21 protein-coding genes are annotated in these 24,534 nt (G+C 56.3%); 12 read left to right on the plus strand and 9 right to left on the minus strand.

What is annotated here, in order from left to right; all coding sequences use genetic code 11:
* Positions 1-2,499 carry an EAL domain-containing protein gene (locus tag KP814_RS06815; protein WP_216736052.1) on the minus strand — a complete coding sequence of 833 codons (2,499 nt, stop codon included), beginning with the start codon at positions 2,497-2,499 and terminating at the stop codon, positions 1-3.
* A gap of 3 nt (positions 2,500-2,502) precedes the next feature.
* Positions 2,503-3,573: a spermidine/putrescine ABC transporter substrate-binding protein gene (locus tag KP814_RS06820; protein ID WP_216736053.1), complete on the minus strand. Its 1,071-nt coding sequence runs from the start codon at positions 3,571-3,573 to the stop codon at positions 2,503-2,505.
* Between the two features lie 188 nt (positions 3,574-3,761).
* Here KP814_RS06820 and KP814_RS06825 point away from each other — a divergent pair, with 188 nt between their 5' ends.
* From KP814_RS06825 to KP814_RS06840, 4 genes are all read left to right on the plus strand, one after another.
* On the plus strand, positions 3,762-4,205 hold the full coding sequence (locus KP814_RS06825; protein ID WP_216736054.1) for an NUDIX hydrolase: 444 nt from the start codon (positions 3,762-3,764) through the stop codon (positions 4,203-4,205).
* 24 nt (positions 4,206-4,229) lie between these two features.
* Positions 4,230-4,676: an AAA family ATPase gene (locus KP814_RS06830; RefSeq protein ID WP_216736055.1), complete on the plus strand. Its 447-nt coding sequence runs from the start codon at positions 4,230-4,232 to the stop codon at positions 4,674-4,676.
* Positions 4,666-5,427: a tRNA(His) guanylyltransferase Thg1 family protein gene (locus KP814_RS06835; protein WP_216736056.1), complete on the plus strand. Its 762-nt coding sequence runs from the start codon at positions 4,666-4,668 to the stop codon at positions 5,425-5,427. Before KP814_RS06830 ends, KP814_RS06835 begins: the two co-directional genes overlap by 11 nt.
* Before the next feature lie 617 nt (positions 5,428-6,044).
* Positions 6,045-6,332: a GIY-YIG nuclease family protein gene (locus tag KP814_RS06840; RefSeq protein WP_216736057.1), complete on the plus strand. Its 288-nt coding sequence runs from the start codon at positions 6,045-6,047 to the stop codon at positions 6,330-6,332.
* Positions 6,333-6,636: 304 nt separating this feature from the next.
* Here KP814_RS06840 and KP814_RS06845 read toward each other — a convergent pair whose 3' ends face one another.
* Complete coding sequence (locus KP814_RS06845) at positions 6,637-8,262, minus strand: PKD domain-containing protein (protein WP_216736058.1); 1,626 nt, start codon at positions 8,260-8,262, stop codon at positions 6,637-6,639.
* 91 nt (positions 8,263-8,353) lie between these two features.
* On the minus strand, positions 8,354-9,160 hold the full coding sequence (locus KP814_RS06850) for a hypothetical protein (protein WP_216736059.1): 807 nt from the start codon (positions 9,158-9,160) through the stop codon (positions 8,354-8,356).
* A gap of 355 nt (positions 9,161-9,515) precedes the next feature.
* Between KP814_RS06850 and KP814_RS06855 the strand changes: the two genes are divergently transcribed.
* From KP814_RS06855 to KP814_RS06870, 4 genes are all read left to right on the plus strand, one after another.
* Entirely contained in the window at positions 9,516-11,750 is a 2,235-nt protein-coding gene (locus tag KP814_RS06855; RefSeq protein WP_216736060.1) for a winged helix-turn-helix domain-containing protein, read from the plus strand.
* Positions 11,751-11,943: 193 nt separating this feature from the next.
* On the plus strand, positions 11,944-14,601 hold the full coding sequence (locus tag KP814_RS06860; RefSeq protein ID WP_216736061.1) for a fibronectin type III domain-containing protein: 2,658 nt from the start codon (positions 11,944-11,946) through the stop codon (positions 14,599-14,601).
* 56 nt (positions 14,602-14,657) lie between these two features.
* The gene (locus tag KP814_RS06865; protein ID WP_216736062.1) at positions 14,658-15,221 is read left to right on the plus strand and encodes a cohesin domain-containing protein; all 564 of its coding nucleotides are present in this window, start codon (positions 14,658-14,660) and stop codon (positions 15,219-15,221) included.
* 126 nt (positions 15,222-15,347) lie between these two features.
* The gene (locus KP814_RS06870) at positions 15,348-16,484 is read left to right on the plus strand and encodes a HupE/UreJ family protein (RefSeq protein WP_216736063.1); all 1,137 of its coding nucleotides are present in this window, start codon (positions 15,348-15,350) and stop codon (positions 16,482-16,484) included.
* A gap of 108 nt (positions 16,485-16,592) precedes the next feature.
* On the opposite strand, the gene KP814_RS06875 is transcribed toward KP814_RS06870, so the two are convergent.
* The 4 genes from KP814_RS06875 to KP814_RS06890 all read right to left on the minus strand — a co-directional run bounded on the left by KP814_RS06875 (position 16,593) and on the right by KP814_RS06890 (position 19,534).
* The gene (locus KP814_RS06875) at positions 16,593-17,216 is read right to left on the minus strand and encodes a DUF2799 domain-containing protein (RefSeq protein ID WP_216736064.1); all 624 of its coding nucleotides are present in this window, start codon (positions 17,214-17,216) and stop codon (positions 16,593-16,595) included.
* A gap of 138 nt (positions 17,217-17,354) precedes the next feature.
* Positions 17,355-17,666: a hypothetical protein gene (locus KP814_RS06880; RefSeq protein WP_216736065.1), complete on the minus strand. Its 312-nt coding sequence runs from the start codon at positions 17,664-17,666 to the stop codon at positions 17,355-17,357.
* 34 nt (positions 17,667-17,700) lie between these two features.
* Positions 17,701-18,525 (minus strand): SUMF1/EgtB/PvdO family nonheme iron enzyme, encoded by an 825-nt coding sequence (locus tag KP814_RS06885; RefSeq protein WP_216736066.1) that lies wholly within the window; start codon positions 18,523-18,525, stop codon positions 17,701-17,703.
* Positions 18,526-18,544: 19 nt separating this feature from the next.
* Entirely contained in the window at positions 18,545-19,534 is a 990-nt protein-coding gene (locus KP814_RS06890) for a hypothetical protein (RefSeq protein WP_216736067.1), read from the minus strand.
* A 225-nt stretch (positions 19,535-19,759) separates the two neighbouring features.
* Here KP814_RS06890 and KP814_RS06895 point away from each other — a divergent pair, with 225 nt between their 5' ends.
* The 4 genes from KP814_RS06895 (at position 19,760) to KP814_RS06910 (ending at position 23,592) form a co-directional block, all read left to right on the plus strand.
* Entirely contained in the window at positions 19,760-20,248 is a 489-nt protein-coding gene (locus KP814_RS06895) for a GNAT family N-acetyltransferase (RefSeq protein WP_216736068.1), read from the plus strand.
* Between the two features lie 324 nt (positions 20,249-20,572).
* On the plus strand, positions 20,573-21,649 hold the full coding sequence (locus KP814_RS06900) for a hypothetical protein (protein WP_216736069.1): 1,077 nt from the start codon (positions 20,573-20,575) through the stop codon (positions 21,647-21,649).
* Positions 21,650-21,805: 156 nt separating this feature from the next.
* Complete coding sequence (locus KP814_RS06905; RefSeq protein WP_216736070.1) at positions 21,806-22,666, plus strand: hypothetical protein; 861 nt, start codon at positions 21,806-21,808, stop codon at positions 22,664-22,666.
* 167 nt (positions 22,667-22,833) lie between these two features.
* A complete protein-coding gene (locus KP814_RS06910) occupies positions 22,834-23,592 on the plus strand; it encodes an AraC family transcriptional regulator (RefSeq protein ID WP_216736071.1) in 759 nt (252 codons plus the stop codon).
* A gap of 24 nt (positions 23,593-23,616) precedes the next feature.
* Here KP814_RS06910 and KP814_RS06915 read toward each other — a convergent pair whose 3' ends face one another.
* Positions 23,617-24,492 carry an ABC transporter substrate-binding protein gene (locus KP814_RS06915; protein ID WP_216736072.1) on the minus strand — a complete coding sequence of 292 codons (876 nt, stop codon included), beginning with the start codon at positions 24,490-24,492 and terminating at the stop codon, positions 23,617-23,619.
* Between the last annotated feature and the right edge of the window lie 42 nt (positions 24,493-24,534).

The following is a 24,534-nucleotide window of genomic DNA, read 5'->3' on the forward strand; positions in this document are numbered from 1 at the left end:
TCAGGGGCGCCAGCTCGACTCCACTTGGGTATGTTGCCGCAGAAAATCGCGCATGCCGTCCGCCGGAAGCGGCTTGGCGACGTAGTAGCCCTGGATCAGATCGCAGCGATGCAGACTGAGGAAATCCAGTTGCGTGCGCTCTTCCACGCCTTCCGCCACCACCTCGATACTGAGCTCTTTGGCCAGCGCCAGGATCGCCTTGATGATCGCCCGGCCCTGGCTGTCGTGATTGATTTTATCGACGAAGGATTTGTCGATTTTGAGCTGGTCGATCGGCAGGTCGCGCAGCGATGCGAGAGAAGAATAACCGGTGCCGAAGTCGTCCATGGAGATGCTCACCCCCAGGTTCTTCAGCGCGTTCAGTTTGTCCACGCCCACCTTGCCGGACTGCATCATGGCGGTCTCGGTGATTTCCATGTCCAGGCAGTCCGGGTTCAGGCCGCTCTGGGCCAGCGCTTCCCGGGTAACGGCGACGATATCGGTGGCGCTGCCGAACTGCAGCGCGGAAATATTTACCGACATGCGGATTTCGTCCAGGCCTTCAGCTTGCCATTGCCGGCACTGGCGGCAGGCCTCTCTCAGCACCCAACTGCCGATTTCGATGATCTGGCCGGTTTCCTCCGCAATGGGAATAAACTCCACCGGAGAGACGAAGCCGCGCTCGGGATGACGCCAGCGCAGCAGCGCTTCGCAACCCATTACATTACCCGCCAGCGCGGATACCTGAGGTTGGTAGTACAGCTCGAACTGTCCTTTCTGCAAAGCGCTGCGGATGTCGCTGATAATTTGATGCCGCTCCACCGCCATCTGATTCATTTTCTTGTCGAAATACTCAAAGCCATTACGGCCCTGGCGCTTGGAGTGATACATGGCGATATCCGCGCACTTCAGCAGCTCATGGGCGTCCTTGCCGTCTTCTGGATAGACGGCGATGCCCACGGAAGCGCCGAGCAGAAAGCTGTGGGACTCAATGAGGAACGGCGCCTGCATGGCGTCCAGCAGTCGTTTCACTATGTGGGAAATGTCCATGGGCGAGTGCAAATGGTTGACCACGATAGCGAACTCGTCGCCGCCGATGCGCGACATTTTGGTCGCTTCCATGGCCTCATGCTGCGCGGACATATCCGCCACCAGATCCTCTGCGCGCAAGACGTTGTGCAGACGCTGGGAAATTTCCTTCAGCACCAGATCCCCAGCTTCATGGCCAAGAGAATCATTAACGTCTTTGAAGCCGTCGATGTCGATGTACAGCAGGCCGAGGCGGAAGTTATGCCGCGCCGCTTCGGTGATGGCGCGATGCAGAAATGCGCCGAAAGTATGTCGGTTGGCCAGCCCGGTCAGACTGTCGTGATAAGCGATGAAGGTCAGCTTGGACGCCGTGGCGCGCAGGTTGCCGTCCATATTCTTGAAGGCTCTAGCCAGCTCGCCGATTTCATCTCGTCGTCGCAATGTGGACTGAAAATCCCGCGCCGCTTCCGGCGGCGTTTCCGCATGGCTTTCGCCCAGTATCTGCGCCAGCTGGGTGACCCGGGAAATCGGTTTGATCAATTGCCCATGCACTACGCTGAATATCAGTGCGCTGGTGATCACGATCAGCACCAGAGTCAGCCAGGCCACTTGATTGGCCAGATAGAAGGCGTTTTCCTTGAGCTCGCTCATTGGCCAGACGCCGACAATACGCAGATCGGGCAGCACTTCCTTTTGCAAGGTCAAATAGTAATTTCCCGGTTCGCCAATGACGACCGCTTCACCGTTTTCAGAAGGAGAGGGGAGATGCTTGAATATCTCGCGGTAACCAGAGTGATGCTCTCCATCTTCCGGCACATAGGGGGTTCCTGAGGCGTCGACCAGCATCACGTGGCCGTGCTTGCCGATATGGGTGGACTGAATGTTTCTGGCGATATCGTCCAGGCGGCTGGCGATCACCAGACTGCCGGCGCGGTCGCTTTCATCGATGGTTCTCCAGTCCGTGAAAGTGGATAGCGAAATGGACGCGCCCACCAACAGCAGCGGCGCCCCTGAGACGGCGCGGATGACGCAGGTCTTCTCTTTTTCAGGCTGTCCTTTATCCGCGTTGATCCAGGCCTGCGTTATGGCGTCGGCGTTGTCTTTGAATGCGGCTTGGGGAAGGCTGGTCTGTGGCTTGCCATCCGTGTCCAGTATCCGCATGTCGATGTACTCGGGGAATATCTCCTGGTAAGAGCGAAACAGCTCCAGCACCGGGCGATAAAACAGGAAGAAGCGTTGCTCTTCGTCATCGGTCATGAAGTACTGACGGATCAAGTTTGATTTGGAGATCAGGCGCAGATTGCCCTGTGCGACATCGACCCGGCGTTGCAGATTCGCCTGGGCCACATTCAGCTGGTCCACCAGTTGATCATTCACCTGCTCCAGAAAGTTTTCCGACTGGCGGTGATACAGCAGCAGCCCGGCGACGATCAATGGCAACATGATCAATGGCAGCAGCATCAATGTAATTCGGGTTTTTAGTCTGAACATGCGTTACTGAGAGGTGATGGTGACGAAGTCTGCGATCACTCTCCGCATCGTTGAGGCGGGAAGGCGCTCTAATTGCTCAAAGCGCGCCAGGCTCTTGGCGGAGGGGTAAATCACGGGGTTATTCAGAAAGCTTTTGGGCAGTCGCTGCTCCGCTCCGATATTGGCGGTGGCGAAAAAGATGCTTTTGGTATTGCGGGCGTTGATCTCCGGATCGTGAATAAAGTTGATGAACTGCAATGCGAGGTCCTTGCTGTTCGATTTGGTCAGGACGGCGATGGAGTCCAGCCACAGTCCGCTGCCCTCCATGGGGTAGACAAAATCGATATTGGCGTTGCGATGCATCAGATTCAAAGCATCGCCGTTGTAAGCCATTGCCATCCATACTTCGCCGCTGAACAAGTCTGCGCCTTCGCCTGCCAGCGGGTTGCGGTAGGCGCGAACGTAAGGACGTTGTTTGCGCAGCAGTTCCGCGGCGGCGTTCAGTTCGTTTTCGTCAATGGAGTTGACGGAATACCCCAACGACTTCAACGCCATACTGAACGCCGTCGTGGCGGTGTTGATGACCAGGATTTTGCCCTTCAGCGCCTCCACCGGGCGAAACAGGTCCATCCATGAGGTCGGCGGTCGCGGCGCGAGATCCTTGCGATAGATAATGCCGACGCTGCCCCAGGCGTAGGGAACGGTCTGCAGCTCCTGTGGGAGATCCTGCTTTTTCAGGGGATAGCGCACGTATCTAAGGTTGGGCAGGTCGGATTTGCGGAAAGTTTCCAGCCAGCCCTTGGCGTGGTAGGGCTCGCGCATCAACTCATCAAAGACCAGCAGATCGAATCCGGCTCCGCCGGTGTTAGCCATGATCAGGTCGCGCTCATCATCGTCCTCATAATAGACCTGACGTACTTTGACGTTGTATTTGGCTTCAAAGGCCTCAATCACCTCGGGAGCCATGTAATCTTCCCAGGTGAGAATCACCAAAGTATCCTCCGCAACAGCCGTCGCACTGGCCGCAATGCCTGATAACACGAGGCATAAAGTGAGCGCGAGGCCGCCTCTTAACAAGGGCGTGAAAAGACGCATGCTGATTCCTGAAAGTCCCCGTCAGCTCCGCCGTAAACCCGGGAAAGGCGGGCGCTGGTGTTTTTCTTGGTTATAGTGAGTATAGATGAGTCCGTGAAGATGGCGTTGGCGGGCGTTCTTTTTTCATGCAAGGGCGAAGGCGTTCTGGCTGACATGCCTCACCAAATCAGTAAGATAGGCGCTTTGTTATGGCGGTTTGGGCGATTATTGAATATCAGGCTGAGCTCCTTTTCGTGCAGCGTAGCGCCCGGACGACCAGGGCGGGACAGTGGTGTTTTCCCGGCGGCGGCGTTAAGCGTGGGGAAACGCCGGAAGCAGCCTGCGTGCGTGAAGTGCAAGAGGAAACCGGCCTGCAGGTGAAGGTTCAGCGTCTGGTCGCGGAAGTCGGCGGGGAGTGCTACTTCGTTTGTGCTCTGGAGGCGCTTCCGCTGGTCGTTCAACTGAAACAGAACGAATGCGTAGACTATGCCTGGGCGGCGCCGCAGCGGTTGTCCGGGCTGGGAACTATCATGAACTTCAGAATCGTGGGACCTCTGTTGCGTAGTCTGGGTTACGACGTGAATCTTGGCGCGGCGGATGAAGAATCTTTAGTCGCCACAGAGAGTCGATGCGATAACGGGAGGTTCGCCTGATGCGGACGATAAACGGGAGGAACCGTGCAGGGTGTGATTTTTATTGGGTTGCAGGCGAGTGGAAAGTCCTCGTTTTATCTGCAGCAGTTTTACCGAACTCATCTGCGTCTGAATATGGATATGCTGAAAACCCGGCGACGGGAGGACATCCTGCTCAGCGCATGCATTGAAGCCAAGCAGTCGGTGGTCATCGACAATACCAACCCGACCCGGGAAGGGCGCGGCAAATATATCGACCTGTTTCGGCGTGGACGTTTCAGTGTGGCGGGTTATTACTTCAGCTCCTCATTGGCGGACTGTATGGCCCGCAATAGCGGCAGAGAAGGCAAGGAACGAATTCCCGACGCCGGACTGCGCAGCGTTTACGCAAAGATGGAATTGCCGGAATATGCGGAAGGGTTTGACGCCCTGTATTACGTCCGGCTCAACGGTGGCGAATTTATAGTGGAAGAGTGGCGCAGTGAAATTTAACGATCTCGATAAAAAGATGCGGGTGTATGAGACCGCTCATGATTTTTGCGTATTGCCGGGCATGTACATAGTGGCGCGCATTGACGGCAGGGGCTTCACTAAACTGACCAAGGAAGCGCATGACTTTGAAGCGCCCTTTGATGTGCGCTTTCGGGACATGATGGTGGCGACGGTGGACCATCTGATGAACAGCGGATTCAACATTGTTTATGGCTACACGCAAAGCGATGAAATTTCGCTGTTGTTTCACCCTGACGACAACAGCTTCAACCGCAAGGAGCGCAAACTCAACTCCCTGCTGGCTGGAGAAGCCAGCGCTAAATTCAGTCTGATGCTGGGAGACATCGGCGCCTTTGACAGCCGTATCTGCCAACTGCCGAATCCACGTCTGGTGGTGGATTACTTCCGCTGGCGCAACGAAGACGCTCATCGCAATGCCTTGAACGCTCACTGCTATTGGGCCATGCGCAAAGAGGGCGTAGACCCGGAAACCGCCGCGGCGAGATTGAGCAAAGTCTCCATCGCCAATAAAAACGAACTCCTGTTTCAAAAAGGCGTTAACTTCAATGAACTGCCCAACTGGCAGAAGCGAGGCGTGGGAATGTACTGGGAACAGTACGAGAAGGAAGCGCTCAACCCAAAGACCGGCGAGACCGTAACGGCTATGCGTAAGCGACTCAAAGTCGACTACGAACTGCCTATGAAAGATAAGTACAGCGCGTTTATCGAAACAGTGATCCTGCAACAATAGAGAAATCGGACGCGGGCTTATTCATCGAGATTCGGACAAGCCTGGGACGATGGGATATTGGGTGGTGACGCTCTGGGAAGTCCTTCGACAAGCTCAGGACGAACGGGGTATGACAGGTGAGTTTGGAATTTTGTGGTGGTTTGTGAGCTTATGGTGAGACGCTCTGGGAAGTCCTTCGACAAGCTCAGGACGAACGGAGTATGGCAGGTAAGTTTGGAATTTTGTGGTGTTTTGTGAGCTTATGGTGCGACGCTCTGGAAAGTCCTTCGACAAGCTCAGGGCGAACGGGGTATGGCTGGTGAGTTTGGAGTTTTGTGGTGGTTTGTGAGTTTCTGGTGTGACGCTCTGGAAGGTCCTTCGACGGGCTCAGGACGAGCGGGGTATGGCAGAGCAAGAGGGGTAGATATGATGAGTGGATACCATTCGGAATGTTCTGAGGCGCTTCCCCCTAGAACACCGCCCATTTTATTAGTAATACTTGCTGGCGCCCTAATGATCCACCGTTCGCCCTGAGCTTGTCGAAGGGCCCCACTGAGCTATGTTATCCAGTATCCCCGTTCGTCCTGAGCTTGTCGAAGGACTTCCCAGGGCGATGAATATCAAAAAGGAGTTTGAGATTGAGTTTTTTCACCTACATCCTGAAGTGTGCTGATAACAGTTACTACACCGGACACACGGAGAATCTTGAAGCGCGTATTTACCAACATATTGAGGGCGTGTTTCCTGATTGTTATACGTTTAACCGTAGACCTTTGACGCTGGTTTATTCCCAAACGTTCGCCACGCGTGAAGAAGCCTTGGCCTCGGAGAGACAGATCAAGGGATGGAGTCGGGCGAAGAAGGAAGCGTTGATTAATGGTGATTGGGAGGCGGTGGTGCGTTTGTCCAAGTCCAGGGGTAAATAGTATTGGTGGTCGCTCTGGGAAGTCCTTCGACGGGCTCAGGACGAACGGTGCATCATGAGGATTCAACAGTGTATTGCTATGACGAAAGGGATTGGGATCTTCAAAAGGAGCGCGTCGGGATATTTGGAGGTTACTCCGTTCCTCCAGACTTTACCCAATATAATTCCGTCCACACCAACATCCCCCGTTCGTCCTGAGCCTGTCGAAGGACTTCCCAGAGCGTCCCATAAAAGAACACCGCCAGCCCTGTATCGAACAGGCTGGCGGTGTTTTTACGACAGGGACGAGCTATTCAGCGCCTATCTCACCATTCATCATCGTCAATAATCACCGGTACTTCCGTATAGGCGCCGCCTTTTTGGGTGACGCGTACGAGGTAGTAGCCGTTGACGGTGTAGTTGTGGGAGACGGTTTGTTGTGAGCCCAGGTTGTTGAGCGCGGTGCGGGTTCCGTCGCCCCAGTCTACGGTGTAGTCGCGGGGGTGTCTGGAGATGATGTCGCCCACGCAGCTGCGGATGGAGACCGGCATATTCACCTTGGTCGGAACGGCGGTGTCGTAGGCGGGGCGCAGTTCCGGGGACAGGGCGGTGCTATAGGGTTTCAGGAAGTCGAAGAAAACCAGTCCGGTGCGCCAGATCTGCCAGTATTGCGGACGCAAAATATAGGCGCCGAATACCTTGGCTTCTGCGGTCAGACCGAAGCGAAAATCCACGGCGCCCAGTGCGGCGTTGACTGTCTCGCGAACGCCGTTGTTGTCGCCATCGCCACAGAGGTTGCCGTAGTAGCCGAACAGCTCAATGGGGAAGGACGGCTTGGCGCCGACTTGCGCGTACAGGAACCATTCGCCGTAGACGATGCCTTTCGCCGCCACTTGCAGATAGGGCTCCAGGTTGATCTTGGCGCTGATTTCCGCACCCAGGCTGTTGCGCAGATCGCCGCTCAGATTCTGGTGATGCGCGCTGTTCTTGGTGCAGGAATGGGTGGTGCAGGTGTAGTCAAAATCTCCCTTGTAGCGAAGGGGTTTCACGGCGGCGATCTTACCGGTGGCTTGCACCTGAATATTGCCGGTGCCTACTTCGATAGGCAGCTTCAGTTTCACCAGAACCGGAACCGGGCCGACAAAGAAGACTGTCTCCATCAGCTTGGGTTCGGCGATCTCCCAATTGAGGTTGCCGAAGTCGTGTTTGGCCACGCCGGTCAGGCTGAATTCTCCTGAGACGTCGTAGTTGGACTTGGCCACCACATGACGCACTTTGAACTTGTAAGGGATGCAGAACTTGCGCTTGTACTTGTAATGCAGCTCCAGGCGCACGTCGGCGTCCACATTCATATTGCCGGCGAAATCAATGTAGGCGTTGTCCTGCCCAAAACGTTTGTTGTGGCTGAATGTCTTGTCGATGCTCTTATCGAAGGACTTACTCTTATCCTTCCAGCCGCCGCACCCAAACAGACGTGCGGAGCGCGCGCCTAAAGGACTCTCGTCTGTGTCCGGCTGCAGGCCGAATTCATCCATATAGAGCTGCGCTTCCGCCTGAGAGGTCAGGTTGGCGCCGCGGCGGTCGATGATCCAGGCGTCGAAGGTGTCGGCGAAGGGACGGTCTTCGCCCGTGCGGTTGGCGGTGAGCCAGTTGCCGTTATCCTCGCGGATTTCCTGCTCCAGCTCCTCCTTTTCCGCCTGCGGCAATCCGCCGTACAAATAGGCGTTTTCAACGCCTTCGCTGCTGTGGATATAGTAAAGTTCGACGTTGCGGGACAGGCCCTGATCGTCGGTAGTGGTGATCTGTTTAAGTTCGAATCCGTCGCCGGATATCAAAACGGTTTCGTTGACGCTCGTCTCCGCGCTCGCCGCGCCGGAGATCAGGAAAGACAATGCAAAACCGGCGACCGCAAGCTTTTTGCAAAAGCCGGCCAGGGAACGGTGTGCGGACATAATGAATTCCTTTGGAAAGTTCGGGCGCGACAAGGCGCGCCCGTGCGAGGTGATGACTAAATGTCTACGTGACTGGCGCTAGCGCCGTTGCTCACCAGGGACCGTCTGGATCGCACTCGCCGTTGCAGGTGTCCTTGTCGGCGATGGTTTTCGCCGTACCGCCGCTTTGTACCGCCAGCGCCTTCAACTGACTGATTTCATCCGTGGGCATGGTGCGCGCCAATGAGCTGCGCTCCATATCCGACACCGCCAGCATTTCTTCCAGATTGCCCAGTTCAACCAGATCTCTGTCGGCTCTGGCTGCACGCAGGCCCACGTTGCCGCTGACAAGAATATCCACGTCGAACTGGATGACAGGGTTAGCCAGGATCTTCGGCTTCACCTTGTTGTCCACATAGTTGGCGCCGCCGCATGTGCCGGACGCGTTCTCGCCCGCATCAGTGACGATGGTCATCATCAGTTTGTCGCCGTCAGCGTAGAGGCTGCGCAGAGAGTCGGCGCTTTCACACAGCGCATCCCCCAGGGCGGTGTTGCCGGAGCAGGAGACGCCGCTCAGGTCGGAGCGAAGCTTATTGAGGAATGTGTTCCACTGGGTGCTGCCAACCGGAAGCACAGACGCCACATGCTGATAACCGCCGCTGATGGAACGCAGTGAACCGCGGCCGTCGAACACGCGGATGTCCAGATAATCGCCGTTGAATCTGCTGACGAAGGAAGCGGCCTTGGAGACCATCAACGTCTTGCCGAACTCACAGCGGCTGGCGCCGTCCCAGCGTGTGGACGTCATCGAACCGGTTTTATCGAATAAGAGCACGCCGCGGGTATCCGCCGCTGCGGTTCCCGCCATGGAGCCTAGTAGCGCGGCGCCGCAAAGAACGCCCAAAGTTAACTTTTTCATGAAGTTTCCTTTTCCTATATGCCGTAAAAATTGTTGTTGTATCTGCGCCCTTGAGACGCCAGCACAAACTAATGATTCGTCGTTGTGAAAACCTGAAAAAGTTTTGTAAAAGCAAGGAAAAAACCTGAAATTTTTGTTGAATTTGCTGTTAACGCGGGGGAGCGAAGCGTTGGCGATAGCCAAAAGAAGTAAGCGGTAGCGCAAAAAATACTGATAGAATGGCGCGTTCCAACCACGGCGTTGGAAAGAGGCCCGTTACATCAAACCATGACTGGCGGCAAGTCATGACGGTGGCTGTCCGCCCATAATCGACCAGTGGTCTCAGCATAGAAAAGGAATAACAAGGAAATGGATAATGGACGGCAAAGGGACGGACTTGGAAGTCGCTTCTCCTATTCTGAATACGCGCGGTAAAGACGCCTTTGACGACGCGGTGGAAGAATACAACATCGCCGGCGTCTGGTTATTCAACCCTCGCAATCAAACTATCGCCCGGGCCGATGGCCTGGTTCACCAGGTGCGCGCCAAAACCTGCGACGTGCTCGTCTTATTGATTCGCCATCACGACCGGGTGGTGACGACGGAAGAGTTTTTCGACCAGGTCTGGGAAGGGCGTTTCGTAGGTGAGAACGTCCTGAAGCGCAGTATTTTCGAACTGCGCCATATCTTCGAGGATAAATCCCGCGACTACATCGCCACTGCGCCCAAGCGCGGTTACCGGCTGAAAGCGGCGGTGGCGCGGGTGCGTCCCGATCAGCCAGAGCCGGAACTGCAAATCCAGCCACAGCTATCAACTCACCCACAACCACCTGCTCACCAACAACCACCAGCTCACCCACAACCACCAATTCAGCCACAACTACCTTCTGAACCGGAGACGACGGCTCCGCGCGCACCCATCAGCGCAGAGGCGGAACAAGCGCCGTCTGACGCTACGGTTTCGCCTGCGCCAGTCGAGATAGAGCCTCCCAGTCCACGTCGTTCCCGTTTTGATTTCAAGCGTCTGGCCGTTGGCGGTTTCTTTTTATTTTTGCTGATCTGGGGAATGGCGCAAAAGCAGGCGTTGCGACAGGCGCAGGATGAGAATCTCCAGCTCCAGAACGGCTCAGCGCAAATGAACCGTTTCATGCTGGATATGCTGGCGCGTTACAAGACCACGGGTAGTCGCCATGAAAGCGCGCTGAAAGCGATGCTCGACGAAGAACGTCCCCGCATTGACCAACGTAAACTGTCTCCGGCGGAACGGCTGCGTCAGTTACGTTTTCTCGCCGCCTGTTATCTGGCCGGGGGACATTACGCCGACGCGCGTATGGTGCTGGACCAAAGCGTCAGGATGGGGGAGGAGATTCATGGCAAGGACGCCGAAGAAGTGATTCGCATAAAGTTCGCATTGGTGGAAACCCTGGTGGCGATGAACGAAAGACAGGCGGCGTACGACACGGCGCGTTATACCCTGGACCTCATCCGTACGGCGCATGAGTCGAATAATGAGCTGCTGGGGCGAGGGCATTATTGGATGGCCATGGCGCAACTGGAATGCATCTATCCCTACTGCGACCGCCCGAAAGCGCTGGCGTCGGGGAAACAGAATGCGGAGAACGCCATCGCTTTATTTTCCGAGAGCCTGGGCGCAGACGCCACGGAGACCGGCGACGCGCTTTGGCTGCTGAACTGGTTCGTCAGGGACAGTGCGCGCAAGGTGGAAATCAGTCGCCGCGCCCTGGATATCTATCTGAATAATCTGGGGGAACTGGACGAGAAAACCGCTGCGGCTTATGCGGAACTCAGTCGCACCCTCGCCACCTGGGGCGGCGACCTGGAGTCCGGAGAGCGCTACATGCTGAAAGCCCTCGCGATCCGGCAGAAGTTATATCCCGAAAATCATTATCAAGTGGGTAAAACCTATCGCTATCTGGGCGAACAATACATGTTCATGAATCAGCCGGAGCTTGCCGCCGGATACTTCGCCAAAGCCTCCACGGTGATCGGCGCAGTGAAAGGCGCCGGCGACCCGGAAAACCTGGAAGCGCTGATGTGGCTGGCGAAAGCCTATCTGTACAGGGAAAAGCTACCTCTGGCGGAGCGCGCTATTGCGCAGGCGATGGATATTATCGCCACCCATCAGATCACACCGCCTTATTATCTGCTGCAGGAAATGAAAGCGGTGGAGATGCGGGTAAAATCGGAAACGCTGGCGCAGGAAAGCAGCCTGGATGAACTGATGGAGGACATTAAACTCAATCGTATGCTGGGACTGAAGGCGAAAAACACCTTCGCCACGGCGGTGGTGGAGCATGAGTACCAGACCCTGTTGTTACGCAAGGAGCCCGGTTGGCTGGACGAAACGCGCTATATGGACACCTTCAATCTGTTTTTGGACGACTACCTGCGTTTGAACCGTTATTTTGTGAGGCCGGATCTGCAATTTGTCGCCGACCGCAGCATGCGCTTGTGCCGACGCAAAAGCGAGGCGCTGTGCGGCAGCGTGAGAGACGCGCTGCAACGCCGCAACCTGGAGGCGCCGGAGCGAATCGTCGCCCATTCTGATTCGGCGGAGCTGGTGAGAACCAGCGTAGTCGAATCTTTTTGAATTCATAAAACTGTCGCACAAGCGTCACTTAACTGACCTTAAGTTGAAACGCGCTCCCTCTCTAATAGCCGGGATTTTTCATTTCAAAACATCAAATTCCGAAAAAACAGGCTGATTCCCTTCCAGCGACTAAACTGTCCCGGAGGTGAAGCGGAAGTCGCCTGAACAATCCGGCAACGAGGGGGAGGGAAACATGCAACCCAGTCATCACAGGTTTGCTGCGGCATGCCTGGCGTTTTTATTGGCGCTGCTCGCTGGAGCGGCGTCGGCGGAAATCAAACCTTATCTGCAAAGTCCGACAGACACATCAATCTGGATCTCATGGAAGACCGCAACCGGCTCTGAATCGAAGGTCGAATACGGCGTCGCGGCGGATCGTCTGGACCAAAGCGCCAACGGCGGCGTGCAGTCGTTAAGCTCGGACTACCAGTATCACGGCGTGCAATTACAAGGGCTGCAGGCGGATACGCTGTATTACTATCGGGTGAAAACCGGCGCTGACGTCTCCGCTGTCTATCGCTTTAAAACCCAGCCGGCGCGAGGCGATGGCTCCGGCCACTACCGTATTCTGGTTATGGGCGACCACCAGATTCGCAATGAGAACCGCTATGAGCAGCTGGTGAAAGCGGCGAAAGCCAAACTGGAAAACAAGTACGCTGAGCCGATTGAAGAAGCCGTTAATCTGATTCTCAATGACGGTGACCAAGTGGACGTCGGCACGCTGGATCACTACGCCAACCTGCACTTTGCGCAATCGGCGGCGATTTCTCCGAATGTGCCCATCATGACCACCGTGGGCAATCATGAATACTACTATGACGGCGACCTCAACAACTATCGCGCCCACTTTTTCTATGACGGTCTGAGTTATCAGGGCATCTCCGGCGCGCCCAACGAAAGCTACTACGCCTATCAGGTGGGGCGGCTGGTGGTCATCCACATGAACAGCATGAAGGCGGACGCCGTGCAGCAGAACTGGTTGACCCAGGTGGTCGCCGCTGCGGATGCGGACGCCAGCGTGGACTGGATTATCAGCATTATTCACCACCCCTATCAGGCTGAGCAGTACATTGGCGACATTTCCCATCCGCTGCGCGACGCCTGGATGGCGATTCTGTCCAGCTCGCAAAAACATGTGCTCAATATTGGCGGACACCATCATCTGTACGCCCGCGGTCAAACCCGGGAGTGGCCGTCCTATCACATGATTTCCGGCGGCACCGCCTGGGATCAATACTGGGGACAGTCCACGGAGAAAGACTTCGACGACGTGCAGAAGACTATCGCCAACTGGGCATGGCAAGTCATCGACCTTGATCTGCCGGCGCGGGAAATGACGGTGGAAACCTATGCGGAAGCGCACCCGCTGCTATACAAAACCAAAGGTTTTCACTACAACAGCCGGCTTATCGATTCCTTCCATCGCAAACTGGATTTGCAGAAGCCCTATCAGCCGAGCATCACCACGGAAGTGAAAGGGCCTGTCAGCCTGCCTTTCGTATTTAACAGCTCGCCTTTCAGCAGCGGCGAGCCGGAGGAGATGAACAGCACCCAGTTTCAGATCGCCGCTGATGCAGAGTTCAGCGATCTGAAAATCGACAAAATCCGCGACTTTGAAAATATCTTTGGGGACACCGGCGCGCCGGAATATGAGCCGGTGGATATCCACGCCGGCGTGGATATCCTGGCCTGGGAAATTCCCGCCAATGGCTTGCCCAATGGCGACTACTACATCCGTGTGCGTCATCGCGATAAAAACATCCTCTGGTCCGACTGGTCTGAAGCCAAAGCCTTCACCGTCGGCGGCAGCACGGATGGAGAGCCAGGACTCAGCGTCAGCAAAGACAAATACCGCAGCGGCGAAGACGTGGTGGCCCATCATCAGAACGGCTACGGTAACGCTAAAGACTGGGTAGGCGTGTACAAGAAAGGCCAGATTCCCGGCGCCGTGCGCGCCACCAAATGGTCCTATGTGGACGGCCCGACGGGGAGTCTGACCTTCAGCGGCCTCGCCGATGGCGAGTACTTTGTGGGCTTCTTCGAGAACGACGGTTATTCGGAAATGGCGGAGCGCGCCTACTTCTACATGGGTCCGGTGGCGGAACTGACCATGACGGACACGGAATACGATGAAGGAGAGGTCGCGACAGTCAGTTGGAGCGGCTCCAGCGGCGCCGCCAAGGACTGGATCGGCGTATATCGCGTGGGCGAAGTTCCCGGCCAACAGTCTTCCAGCGTCTGGAAATACGCGCCGGAAACCGCAGGAACCGTGGACTTTTCCGGTCTGGCCAAAGGCTATTACTTCGCCGCTTTCTTTATCAACGACGGTTATACCGAAGCCTCCAACCGGGTTTATTTCTCGGTGGGTGACCGTATTGCGGAACTGAGCCTGTTGAAAACCCACTTTGAGTCTGGTGAGGACATCGTCGCCAATTTCAGCGGCGGCCCTGGCGTCGCTAAGGATTACCTCGGCATTTTCGAGAAGGGCGCCGTGCCGGGTCAGACTGGCAGTGAGTTGGTGGCGTATCTGTATTTCGACGGCGCCGCCAGCGGCAGCGTCACCTTTACCGATGATTTACCTGACGGCGAGTATTTTATGGCCATGTACACCAACGACTCCTACACCGAAGTCTCCAATCGGGTGACTTTCAGTGTCGGCGAAGCGGCGGTGGCGGGAGATCTGAACGGCGATGGCGTAGCGGACAGCGCCGACCGGGATCTGCTGCGGAGCATGTTCGGAAAATGCAATGGCGACGCTGGGTATCAGACGGACGCGGACTACGACGGAGACGGCTGCATTGGTCGTCAGGATTACCGGCTGTGGTATGCGATGTTCAAGAGCGGGGGCTGAGGCCCCGGCTCCTCCGGTTTCGATAGCTTTTACTATTCAGTAGTCAGGAGTACTCCATGAAGTTGTTGCATTTTTTCGCTGTGATTCTGCTTGCCCTGTCGGCTTCCGCGCGGGCCTCATACATTTCGTTTCAGGCGTCGACGGACCATATTGTGGTGGGCGATGCGTTCTATGTGGACGTGATCCTGGAGAAGCCGTTTGGCGGCCTGTTCGATGGCGATGAGCTATTAGCGTTTGGCTTTAATCTTGGCTATGACGCCGGTGTGCTCCAGCTCATCGACAGTACAGTGGGAGCCCCTTGGGATGATGATTCCGCGCTGTTTGCCGGGATCGATGTGGCGGGGTCCGCATTTCCCGGCGTGACGGGCGACAGCGGCGCAGGCCTGCTACTGGCGCGCCTGAGCTTCAGCGCCGTCGCGGCAGGACTGTCCCAGCTGAGTCTGTCTGGCGACAGCGCTGCGAATCCAGATCTGGGGTTGTTGTATTTGTCGGGAAGCGATGTGATCGATGCGCGCAAGGAAATGCGCATCTATTCCGTTCCGCAGCCTGCTTCAATGTGGATGTTGGCGTTGGGAGGCTTGGGACTGCTGGTGAGAAGGAAAGCCGCCGGCGTCCGCTAACAGGGAAATCATGGCGTCTGCCGTCGGTAAATGCGGCGGCGGAGCCTGAATACTGAAGGAAACCAGCCGTAGGCGTTTATTATGCTAAGGAAAATAATAATCTCAGTCAGTTTGTGGATGCTGTCCATGACAGCGTCCGCGCATTTAAGCGGATTCACCGATACTTCTATTCAGATCGCCGAGCCGGGCGTGAAGGTCATCTACACGCTGCCCAGCGACAATCTGCTGGAACTGGAGCCCAACGTAGAGATGCGTGTGGCGCCGCCGGAGGATTACATCACGCAGGTCGCCGCCGGCTGGTTCGTGGCGGCGGGTAAGCGCGCCTGTTTTCTGGAGGATCGCAAGGCGAAGGCGTTGCCGGAAATCGCCTCCTACCAATACACTCTGACCTACCAGTGCCCGCAGGGTATGGAGACGGTCAGCATCCGCTACGAGCTGTTCAATGAGCAGTGGCGCGGACATCAGAACTATGTGCGGGTGTTTATGGCCGACAACCGCATGCGCATGCGTTTCACCTTTGATCGACAGAAACTCGATCTGCCCGTGGCGCAACTGCTGCGGGAATGGGGGGCGCGTCTGACGCCGGATTTCCTGGCTATGGACCCGCATCGACGCCTGGATGTGGAAGGCTGGGAGAATCCGCTGGCGAATGATCAGGACGGGCAAGATGAGTCCAGCGCGGCGCAAAGCGGCGTTATCGATCCTGCGTTTCTGTGGGTGGGCATGGAGCACATCTGGCAGGGAGCGGATCATATTCTGTTTCTGTTATGCCTGCTGCTGGTGCCGGCTTCTTTTGGGCGTATTTTTCTATGGGCGACCTCGTTCACCCTGGCGCACTCGATTACCCTGGCGCTTTCCGCGTTTGACGTCATCTCCATCCCACCCTCTGTTACAGAGCCTCTGATCGCCCTCACCATCGTTTTCCTGGGGCTGGAGAATCTGTATTACCTGGCGCGTCAAAATCGTGCAGACGTGGACTGGGACAAGGTATATCGCAATCGCTGGTGGGTGATCTTCTGCTTTGGTTTGATTCACGGCGTGGGCTTCAGTTATCTGCTGCGGGAGCTGAGTTCCGGGGAAGGCGTCTGGGGGCGGTTGCTCATGTTCAACCTGGGCGTGGAGATAGGGCAGGTGGCGATCATTGCGCTGTTGCTGATACCGGCTTACGCCATGTTTAAGTGGCGCCATGGTCTGAAGCTCGGCGGCGTTTCATCGTTATTGACCAGTCTGGTGGGACTGATCTGGTTGGCGCAGCGGATTTAGATCGGCTGACTCCTTCTGTATTAGACGGATCAAGGCAATAAAAAAGGGCGTCGCAGTGACGCCCTTGTTCAGTTGAAGCAAATCAATGGATGATTCGCCGCGAACGGCTTAGGGTTTCATCCAGGGTTGTTCGACAATAATACTGTCGATCACGCTTCGGTATTCCCGTATCTTCGCATCCAGGTGACGCAGCTCGTAATTCAGGTCGTCCCGATGATTTTCCAGCTCGCGCATCTGCTTCAGCAGGTCGCGGCGCTTCTGCGCGTCGCCGGAGCCGTTAACCAATTCGTTCTCGATGGCGTCAATTTTATCGCGGTTCTTATCCAGATCTTTCTCGGCGGATGTGCGCATGCCCTCCGAGTCCTTGATTTCCTTCTCCATATAACGGACAAATTGCCCGCTTTCCACGGCGCGCATAAACACCGGCTCCAGATCAGGCGGGCATTGTCCTTTGTAGGCATTGCCGCCGCGACCCAGGTCAAAACCATTCTGCGGCTTGCAGTAGTTGCGGGCGCCGTCGTCAAAACCGGCGCGATAAGCGTCTAGGTCAGGCGAAACATTGTAATCCGAGCAGGCCTCTCTGTGTTGCGAGAGGTAAGTGGCTGAACGGCCGGCTACGCCGTCTTCATAACCGATAACGCGCCAGTCTGCGTTGCGGCATTCGTTTTCGTTCATGGTGGCGCATGCGGAAAGATTCAGCAGCGCAGCTACGACAAAAATGCGTCTGACCATTTGTTAAATCCCAAACTTCTGAAAAACAAGGCGGTTGCAGACAGCAAGTCATGCAACCCTGAGGATAGAGATAATTTTAGTTGATAATCGGCGGTGTTGCTGTCAATGACTGTAACGAACTGTGAGTAGTCAGCGACATCAGTGGTGGTCGCGACGCCTGACCACCACCATTTTTCCGTACAGCATCGCGCCGAGGGCTACGCATCCGCCGAGAAAGGAGGCCAGCGCCAGAGGAATCTGGTGAGGGCCGGAACCGAGCGCAAGATTCGCCAGACTGGGAATCAACAGGCCCAGCAATCCGGCGATATGCAGCCAGGCCATTTGTGATGTAAGGCGGAACCAGCAGCCGCAACTCGGGCATTTGCGCTCTACATTCACTCCGCTGCGATGCGTCTGGATAAACTGTCTGGCTGAAAACGCTCTTTTACAGCGGGGGCAGGTGGTTTTCATTTTTGCGCTCCTGTTGAGAGACTTGTCGCACCGGTCAGGGGACTTCTCGTAAAACCCTGAAACCGATGGTTCTGACTCGCTCTTCCGGCTCGACGCCGGCTCTGATGGACGGTTGCACATAAGGACTGGTGTTCATCCAGGTCCCGCCTTTCACCACCCTGGCGTTACAGTCGCCGTCCATTCTGGGCGCCATGCTTTCCCCCGCGCCCTCATGACTGTCGTGATAGCAGTCCTGCGTCCATTCCGCCACATTGCTGGAGACATCGTACAGACCGTAAGGGTTAGCGCTAAAGCGCCCCACTGGCCCCGGATGGAATAACGCGGTTTCAGGAGGACAGCCGTCGAGGTCTTTGTCGCAATGGTCGACGCCTTGAACGTAATCGTCGCCCCACCAGTAGTGGGTTTGGGTTCCACCCCGAGCGGCGTATTCCCACTCCGCTTCACTGGGCAGGCGGTAGCGGCGCCCGCTTTGCTCGCTCAGCCAGCGCGTGTAGGCGACGGCGTCATCCCAACTGACGTTGATGACCGGTTGCTCGCCGCGCCCCCAGCCTTCATCCGAAGGTAAGGGGCGGTGCGTGGCCTGGGCGAAGCGGTCGTAGTCCGCGAATGTCACTTCGGTGGCGCTGATTGCATAAGAATGTTGCGCCACGACTTTATGACGAGGCCCTTCGTCGGTGGAGACGCCACTGGCCTGGTCTCCGACCACCCCGACGCCCGCCGGCGCGATGACCATGCGAGGGCCTTCGCCGCCGTCCCTGAGTGAGTCCTGCAGCCAGGGCGGTGCGTTCTTTGCGTTCATCTGGGAGCACCCCGTCGCTAACGCAAGCAGGGCGCAACCGGTCCAAGTGATTGCGCGCATCGTTCGCCTTCCTGTCAGATTATTTTTGCCCGAAACCAATGATGAAGCCGATGCCGCCTTGCGCTGCGGTCATTGCGCCGGCGCTGCTCCCATTGACCGTGATGGCGGAGCCCAGCAGCTCCAGGAACTTGGTGCGCATCAGAATCTGCACTTGGGTCTGGGTGTACACTTTCACCGCCTTGCTGCCGTCGTCGAGCATTCTGGCTCCGCTGAGAATTTCCTTGAGCAGCTTGCGGCTTTTCAACAACTCGGGATGGTCAAACTTCAGCAGCTCTTCCGCCAGGCGTTTTCTGCTGGCGCGAGATAGTTGTTGGTACATCTTCAAGAGGTTGCCGCTACCAATGCTTTTGTTGGACAGGAAGCGATAGAGGACGGCCTGATTCCCCAGGGTTTTGACGACGTCGGCGATCTGTATGACGTCCAGGGCGATCATAAGCGCGCCGAACTCTGGGGATTCGTCCAGCCACTCATTGTAGTGAGCGTTGCCGCGCACCACGTTGGTTGTGCGTCCGATGGCGACCCCGCACTGGAAAGTGGCGGCGCTGGTGGCGGCCATAGTCAGCGGCATGGCGGCCCAGGCTGCGCCTGCGGACACTGTGCCGCCGCCGGCTTCTCCGATCACCAGTATCCAGCCAATGGCTGCGCCGGCGCAGCTCAGACCTGCGTTGGTGAGCTCTTTGCCGAGGCTGGACTTGGCTGTTGCTACGACCTCTTCCTTACTGGCTTTGGGTGGAAGCTGAACTTCCCGAATGTAGACCGTTTTGCCATCAGCGCGGCAGCTTTGGCGCAACACTCTGACGTCAAACAGGGGAGGCGGATTTAATGGATCGCCGCCGACGACAAAGGTAACGGGACGCAGCGCGATGAAAGTGACGCCGGCGCCGTAAAATTCATCCGTAGCGTCAAGCGCCAGGTAAAGTTGAGCGAGTTTAGAGTCTGGAAAATAGCGTCTGACCTTACTTTCGGTGGAATCAACGAAGAGAGAATTCGTCAGATTTGCAGCGCCCATATAAAACTCCTTGCGTTCTTGCATGAACTAAAATCGCAGGCTTTAGGGATAGCCTGCGAGGGACTTCGAAATTGATGACAAACGAACTGAAAGCGTTAATCTGCGTGAAAACCCGTCAATATTGAGCTGTTCTTATTAAGATTTCGGGACGTCATGGCGGCTGTCGCTTGAAATCCCCGGCGGCGCCCCGATTACGTTTAGAGAGGAAAATAATGAGGTCCGGCAATGTTGAAAGTACTTCCCTATGAGTCGCGCCATCAAGGCGGCGTTCTGTCCTTAATCGTCAATATTCAGCGCAACGAGTTCGGCGTGCCGATTACAGCGGAAGAACAGCCCGACCTGGTGCGCATTGAGGAGTATTACCAGTCCGGCTCCGGCAATTTCTGGGTGGCCATGGACGTGGAGCAGGACCTTGTGGTCGGCACGGTGTCGCTGCTCGACATTGGCGCAGGACAGGGCGCATTGCGCAAGATGTTCGTGCATAAGGACTATCGTGGCGGCCAAATGGGAGTGGCGGCGAAGTTACTGCAAACGCTGGTGCAATGGTGTGAAGAGAAAAAAGTGCATGAAATTTTCCTGGGGACGACACCGCAATTTCTCGCTGCTCACCGCTTCTACGAAAAAAACAGATTTACTGAAGTTTCCCCTGCAGATCTTCCGCAAAGCTTTCCCGTTATGGCGGTGGACAAAAAGTTTTATAAACGACTAGTCTAACCGGCGAGGCCTGCGGACGTAGGCCAATTTTCCACCAGTTTTACTCCCCGGTCTATCCCTGGATTATGAAAATGTCATGATTTACATGGGGTTGCGGCCTTCCTACGATTACCTTGCAGCTTAAAGGCAGTCTTAAATCAAGCTGTAAACATCTTCCCGAATCCAACAGTTGAATGTGTAGGCGCGGTTTGATCCGCGTTTTGGTTGTCCTCTGTGAGCTGCATCGCCGTCCCCAGGATGTGAGTGGGATTGGCCAGGCCTGATGCGCCGCCATGGGAAGTGGAACGCTCGGTATTTCAGGTTAAATTAACGTCGAGGTTTTAAATGATAAGGAGAAATCGTTTCCTTAAGTATTGCGCCGCCTTGTTGCTGCTGTCTTCGGCAGCCGGCGTCATGGCGGATGTGGATGAACAGTATCTGCGGGACAGCGGTGAAGAAATCAGAGGCTTATATGGTCGCCATGTCCAGTCTCAGATCTACGTCGATCAGCAGGCGTGCGGGGAGCCCAGTCCCAGCGCGGTAGCCTGCTCTCCCAACCGCATCAGCGTCGGCACTCGCTTCATGAGCGGTCAGGAGAGTCAGTACGGACAGTATGTGGCCAAGTCAATCCTGGCGCACGAGTGGGGACACACTATCCAGTTCACCAAGAACATCCGTTTACAAGCGCCTTATATGGAATTGCAGGCGGATTGCTTCGCTGGAAATTTCGATAAGTATGCAGAATCGGACCTAGGCTACGCCTCTTTCATTGAAAACGCTGTTCGCTCAGCGCGCGACGCGGCTGATTACTCCGAACACGGCACGCCGCAACAGCGCGAAAGCTACACCCGTGAAGGCTATCAAAAGCGCGAGGAAGGTTGTTTCGCTATTAGCGGCGACGACCCTGGCGGAGACGACGGCGGTGATGATGGTGGAGACGACGGCGGCGATGACGGCGATTGTCCACCCTGGATCTGCGACGGCGGAGACGATGGTGGCGATGATGGCGGTGACGACGGCGGCGATGACGGCGATTGTCCACCCTGGATCTGCGACGGCGGAGATGACGGTGGCGATGATGGCGGTGACGACGGCGGCGATGACGGAGACTGCCCACCCTGGATCTGCGATGGCGGAGACGACGGTGGCGATGATGGCGGTGACGACGGCGGCGATGACGGAGACTGCCCGCCCTGGATCTGCGATGGCGGAGACGATGGAGGCGATGACGGTGGCGACGACGGCCATTGCCCGCCCTGGTTGTGCGGCGATGGCGGCGACGATCCCGGTATCCCTTGTCCTGAATGGCTGTGCGGCGGAGACGGCGGCACGATTCCTTGTCCGCCCTGGTTGTGCGGTGGTGGAAACAGCGGGAGCGTTCCCGGCTGCCCGCCCTGGATTTGCGGACGCTTCGATCACTGAGACAGTCAGCCCGGCTTTGAGCCGGGCATGCTGAGACGCAACGTTTACCCGGACCCCAGTCCGGCGGCCCTGGGCTTGGGGGCGCCGGGCTGAAGGCCCGGGACCATGCGTAAACCTAACCAATCGCAACCTGACAACAGGTGATGGAGAGGAGCAATGATAGGGAAGAAAACCTTATTCGCCCTGAGCGGCGGCATGTTGGCCGTTGGCGCAGCGGTGCTCGCTACCGATAACAGTTTTACTCAGGGATGGCTGGCGGCGGAGACTGGCGCAGTCGCCCGATCTGAAGTTCAACAGAAGGCGGCGGGAAAGTCCGCAACGGCTGATACAGCCACGATGACGGACCAGGATTCACTGGCGGATGCGACGATGGACGCAACAGCGTTCAGTCCAACCGTCGCAAATGGCGCGTCGACGGCGCAGTCCGGCGCGGATAAAGACGCGAAAAAAGCTGACAAATCGGATGATAAAGCCGATGCGGAAGACCCGGCGGCGGAAATGAGTCTGGCGGAGCGCTATCCCAAACAGTGGCTTGAAGACATGGGATATCTCATTCCCCCAGAACTGCACAGCTACGATCTCACTACGCTGGAATCCCTGGCGACGCAGGGCGACACCAACGCCATGGTGCATTTGGGAGAGCGCTATCTGTATTTCATCAAAGACAATCCCAGACACCCTGACTTCCGTAAAGATGTGAATTATCCCGCGCTGGCGAAAAGCTATTTTGGCGAAGCGCTGAAAAGAGGGCATAAACACGCTGCGGCGATTCTATCCGAGGCTTATTTTTCTGAAGACCGGATGGTTGAAGCCTATGCATGGAACATCGTGGCGGAAAAGCTGGGAGATCAGCTCAGTGTCGACTGGTTCCGCAGTACGGACAAATACCAGACCTTGTCGGATGAGCAAAAAGCGCAGGCGGATCTGATGGCCAAGCTTTACGAGAAGCAGTTGCAGGATCGCAATCAGGAGTTGGGCGGCGAGTCTCTCTTCAACGAGGGGACCGCAGCGGGATGACATCGTTCAAGGCCGGCTCCGTTCTGCGCCTTGGCTTAGGGTCTATGTGGAAAGAGCCGGCCGCCTGTCGATGCGTTGCCGGGTGAAGCTGTCGGATTAGGTCGCTGGCTTGTTAAAGAAGTAGGTGTTTTTATGTTTGAATCAGAGCAGGTCGCGGCTCAATCATTATGACTGTATCTGCGCCGTTGAAAGTGTTGCGTCTGGCTGTCGAGGCGGATCAGTCCCGCGATCTGCATACCCATTCCGAAGGGCAGTTGTATTGGTTGGAGCAGGGCGCGATTTTCTGTCGTAGCGATCGCTATCACTGGCTGACCGCACCTCGACAACTGAGCTGGATTCCCCCAGGTTGTCAGCATGGCGCCCGGCCTCTATCAATGGTCAGAGGGACGCTGCTGCACCTGCGGGAGGATCTGGCGTCCGCCATGCCGCAAGAGCCAGTGACCCTGGAGCCGCATCGGTTGTTGGAGGCGACGCTGCTGAGACTGATTGAGTTGTGTCCCGAATCAGACTGGCTGGAGCGGCATGAGCACTTGCTACAGGTGTTTCTGTCTGAGGCGAGAGAGGCGACGCCTTTACGGCAACGACTGCCAATGCCTCATGACGCCAGACTGCTGCGCATGGCGAATACGCTGTGGCGGGCGCCCGAAAGCAATCCTGGTCTGGACGCGTTGGCGCTGGAGTTTGGTTTCAGCCGGCGTACCTTGACCCGTAAATTCATGCAGGAAACCGGCATGTCACTCAGTCAATGGACGCAACACGCCAAACTCCTGCGCGCCCTGGAATTGCTGGCGGCGAATGAGTCTGTCAGCAGTGCGGCGTTTGCGGTGGGGTATCAAAGCGTCAGCACCTTCTGCGCTGTGTTTAAGCAGGTGTTCGGCATGTCGCCAGGGGATTACAAACGGCGCTTTCTGAGCCGCGAGAAATAATCAGGACATCCTTGTCGCTTTGGGTCAGGCGTCTTCCGGCCTGAACCAGAGTTCTTTCCTTTGCAGCGGCGTGTCCGCCGGCAACATGGGGTTGTCGAGATAGATGATACGGCGTTGTTTTATATGGGCGCGGGCGATGTCGTCGCCAAAGCGACGCTGGAAAATTTTGTCGAAGCGGCCGTCAGCGATCAATTTATTGAGGCCGTCTTCCACTCGTTGCGCCAGGCGCTCGTTATCCTTTGACATAAAGAAGTAATAGGGCCAGGGATAATACAGCAGGATGTCTTCTTCTATTTTGAGATTAGGGTAATCTTTTTGATGAGCCGCCAGTTCGTCAAAGGCTTCGTTGATGCCTCTGGGAAATAAGTCGTAACGGTTGCGCGCCAGTTTGGTAAATAAATCATTGTATTGAAATACGCCCAGCACTTTTACCTTGTTGTGTTTGTAAACGGCGACATCTCCCCAATCCTCTCCTTGGCCGACTTTTAGCGCCCGTAGCGCATCCAGTGACTCGACGTTGCGCAGTTTCTTCTGTCCTTTGTCCGTCACCAGGCTGATGCGATAACCGAGAATGCCTTTACGTAACGGAATACGTATGGCGCGCAGACGAGCTTCCTTTTCGATGCTGGTGGAGCTCCAGGCGATGTTGACCAGACGGTTTTTTTCCGTCTCAGACAGCGTTCTGGACTCGATCAGGTCCGCTTTGGTGGCGCGCAATTCATAAGGGCCATATTCCTCCGTAGTGGCTTCCAGCGCGGACTTCAGCAGCTCCAGCACATCGTGAAACCGTAAGTCGATTTTAGGGTGAACATACACATCCGTTGCGACGGCGTGTGAAGACGATAAGGCGGTGGCGACGGTGAATATCGCCATAGACAGGACATAAGCGAGCTTGTGCATAACAGCGCTCCCAATGGACTTTTTATTTTATTGGGCAAGGAA

It is taken from the genome of Hahella sp. HN01 (genome assembly GCF_018986435.1).
Taxonomy (GTDB): domain Bacteria; phylum Pseudomonadota; class Gammaproteobacteria; order Pseudomonadales; family Oleiphilaceae; genus Hahella.

Excerpts from the sequence above, each read along its gene's own strand:
- KP814_RS06850 (WP_216736059.1), bottom strand. The coding sequence starts at position 9,160 with ATGAAAAAGTTAACTTTGGGCGTTCTTTGCGGCGCCGCGCTACTAGGC.
- KP814_RS06815 (WP_216736052.1), bottom strand. The coding sequence starts at position 2,499 with ATGTTCAGACTAAAAACCCGAATTACATTGATGCTGCTGCCATTGATC.
- KP814_RS06880 (WP_216736065.1), bottom strand. The coding sequence starts at position 17,666 with ATGAAAACCACCTGCCCCCGCTGTAAAAGAGCGTTTTCAGCCAGACAG.
- KP814_RS06910 (WP_216736071.1), top strand. The coding sequence starts at position 22,834 with ATGACTGTATCTGCGCCGTTGAAAGTGTTGCGTCTGGCTGTCGAGGCG.
- KP814_RS06905 (WP_216736070.1), top strand. The coding sequence starts at position 21,806 with ATGATAGGGAAGAAAACCTTATTCGCCCTGAGCGGCGGCATGTTGGCC.
- KP814_RS06915 (WP_216736072.1), bottom strand. The coding sequence starts at position 24,492 with ATGCACAAGCTCGCTTATGTCCTGTCTATGGCGATATTCACCGTCGCC.
- KP814_RS06820 (WP_216736053.1), bottom strand. The coding sequence starts at position 3,573 with ATGCGTCTTTTCACGCCCTTGTTAAGAGGCGGCCTCGCGCTCACTTTA.
- KP814_RS06845 (WP_216736058.1), bottom strand. The coding sequence starts at position 8,262 with ATGTCCGCACACCGTTCCCTGGCCGGCTTTTGCAAAAAGCTTGCGGTC.
- KP814_RS06825 (WP_216736054.1), top strand. The coding sequence starts at position 3,762 with ATGGCGGTTTGGGCGATTATTGAATATCAGGCTGAGCTCCTTTTCGTG.
- KP814_RS06900 (WP_216736069.1), top strand. The coding sequence starts at position 20,573 with ATGATAAGGAGAAATCGTTTCCTTAAGTATTGCGCCGCCTTGTTGCTG.
- KP814_RS06875 (WP_216736064.1), bottom strand. The coding sequence starts at position 17,216 with ATGGTCAGACGCATTTTTGTCGTAGCTGCGCTGCTGAATCTTTCCGCA.
- KP814_RS06890 (WP_216736067.1), bottom strand. The coding sequence starts at position 19,534 with ATGGGCGCTGCAAATCTGACGAATTCTCTCTTCGTTGATTCCACCGAA.
- KP814_RS06865 (WP_216736062.1), top strand. The coding sequence starts at position 14,658 with ATGAAGTTGTTGCATTTTTTCGCTGTGATTCTGCTTGCCCTGTCGGCT.
- KP814_RS06860 (WP_216736061.1), top strand. The coding sequence starts at position 11,944 with ATGCAACCCAGTCATCACAGGTTTGCTGCGGCATGCCTGGCGTTTTTA.
- KP814_RS06885 (WP_216736066.1), bottom strand. The coding sequence starts at position 18,525 with ATGCGCGCAATCACTTGGACCGGTTGCGCCCTGCTTGCGTTAGCGACG.
- KP814_RS06855 (WP_216736060.1), top strand. The coding sequence starts at position 9,516 with ATGGACGGCAAAGGGACGGACTTGGAAGTCGCTTCTCCTATTCTGAAT.
- KP814_RS06870 (WP_216736063.1), top strand. The coding sequence starts at position 15,348 with ATGACAGCGTCCGCGCATTTAAGCGGATTCACCGATACTTCTATTCAG.
- KP814_RS06895 (WP_216736068.1), top strand. The coding sequence starts at position 19,760 with ATGTTGAAAGTACTTCCCTATGAGTCGCGCCATCAAGGCGGCGTTCTG.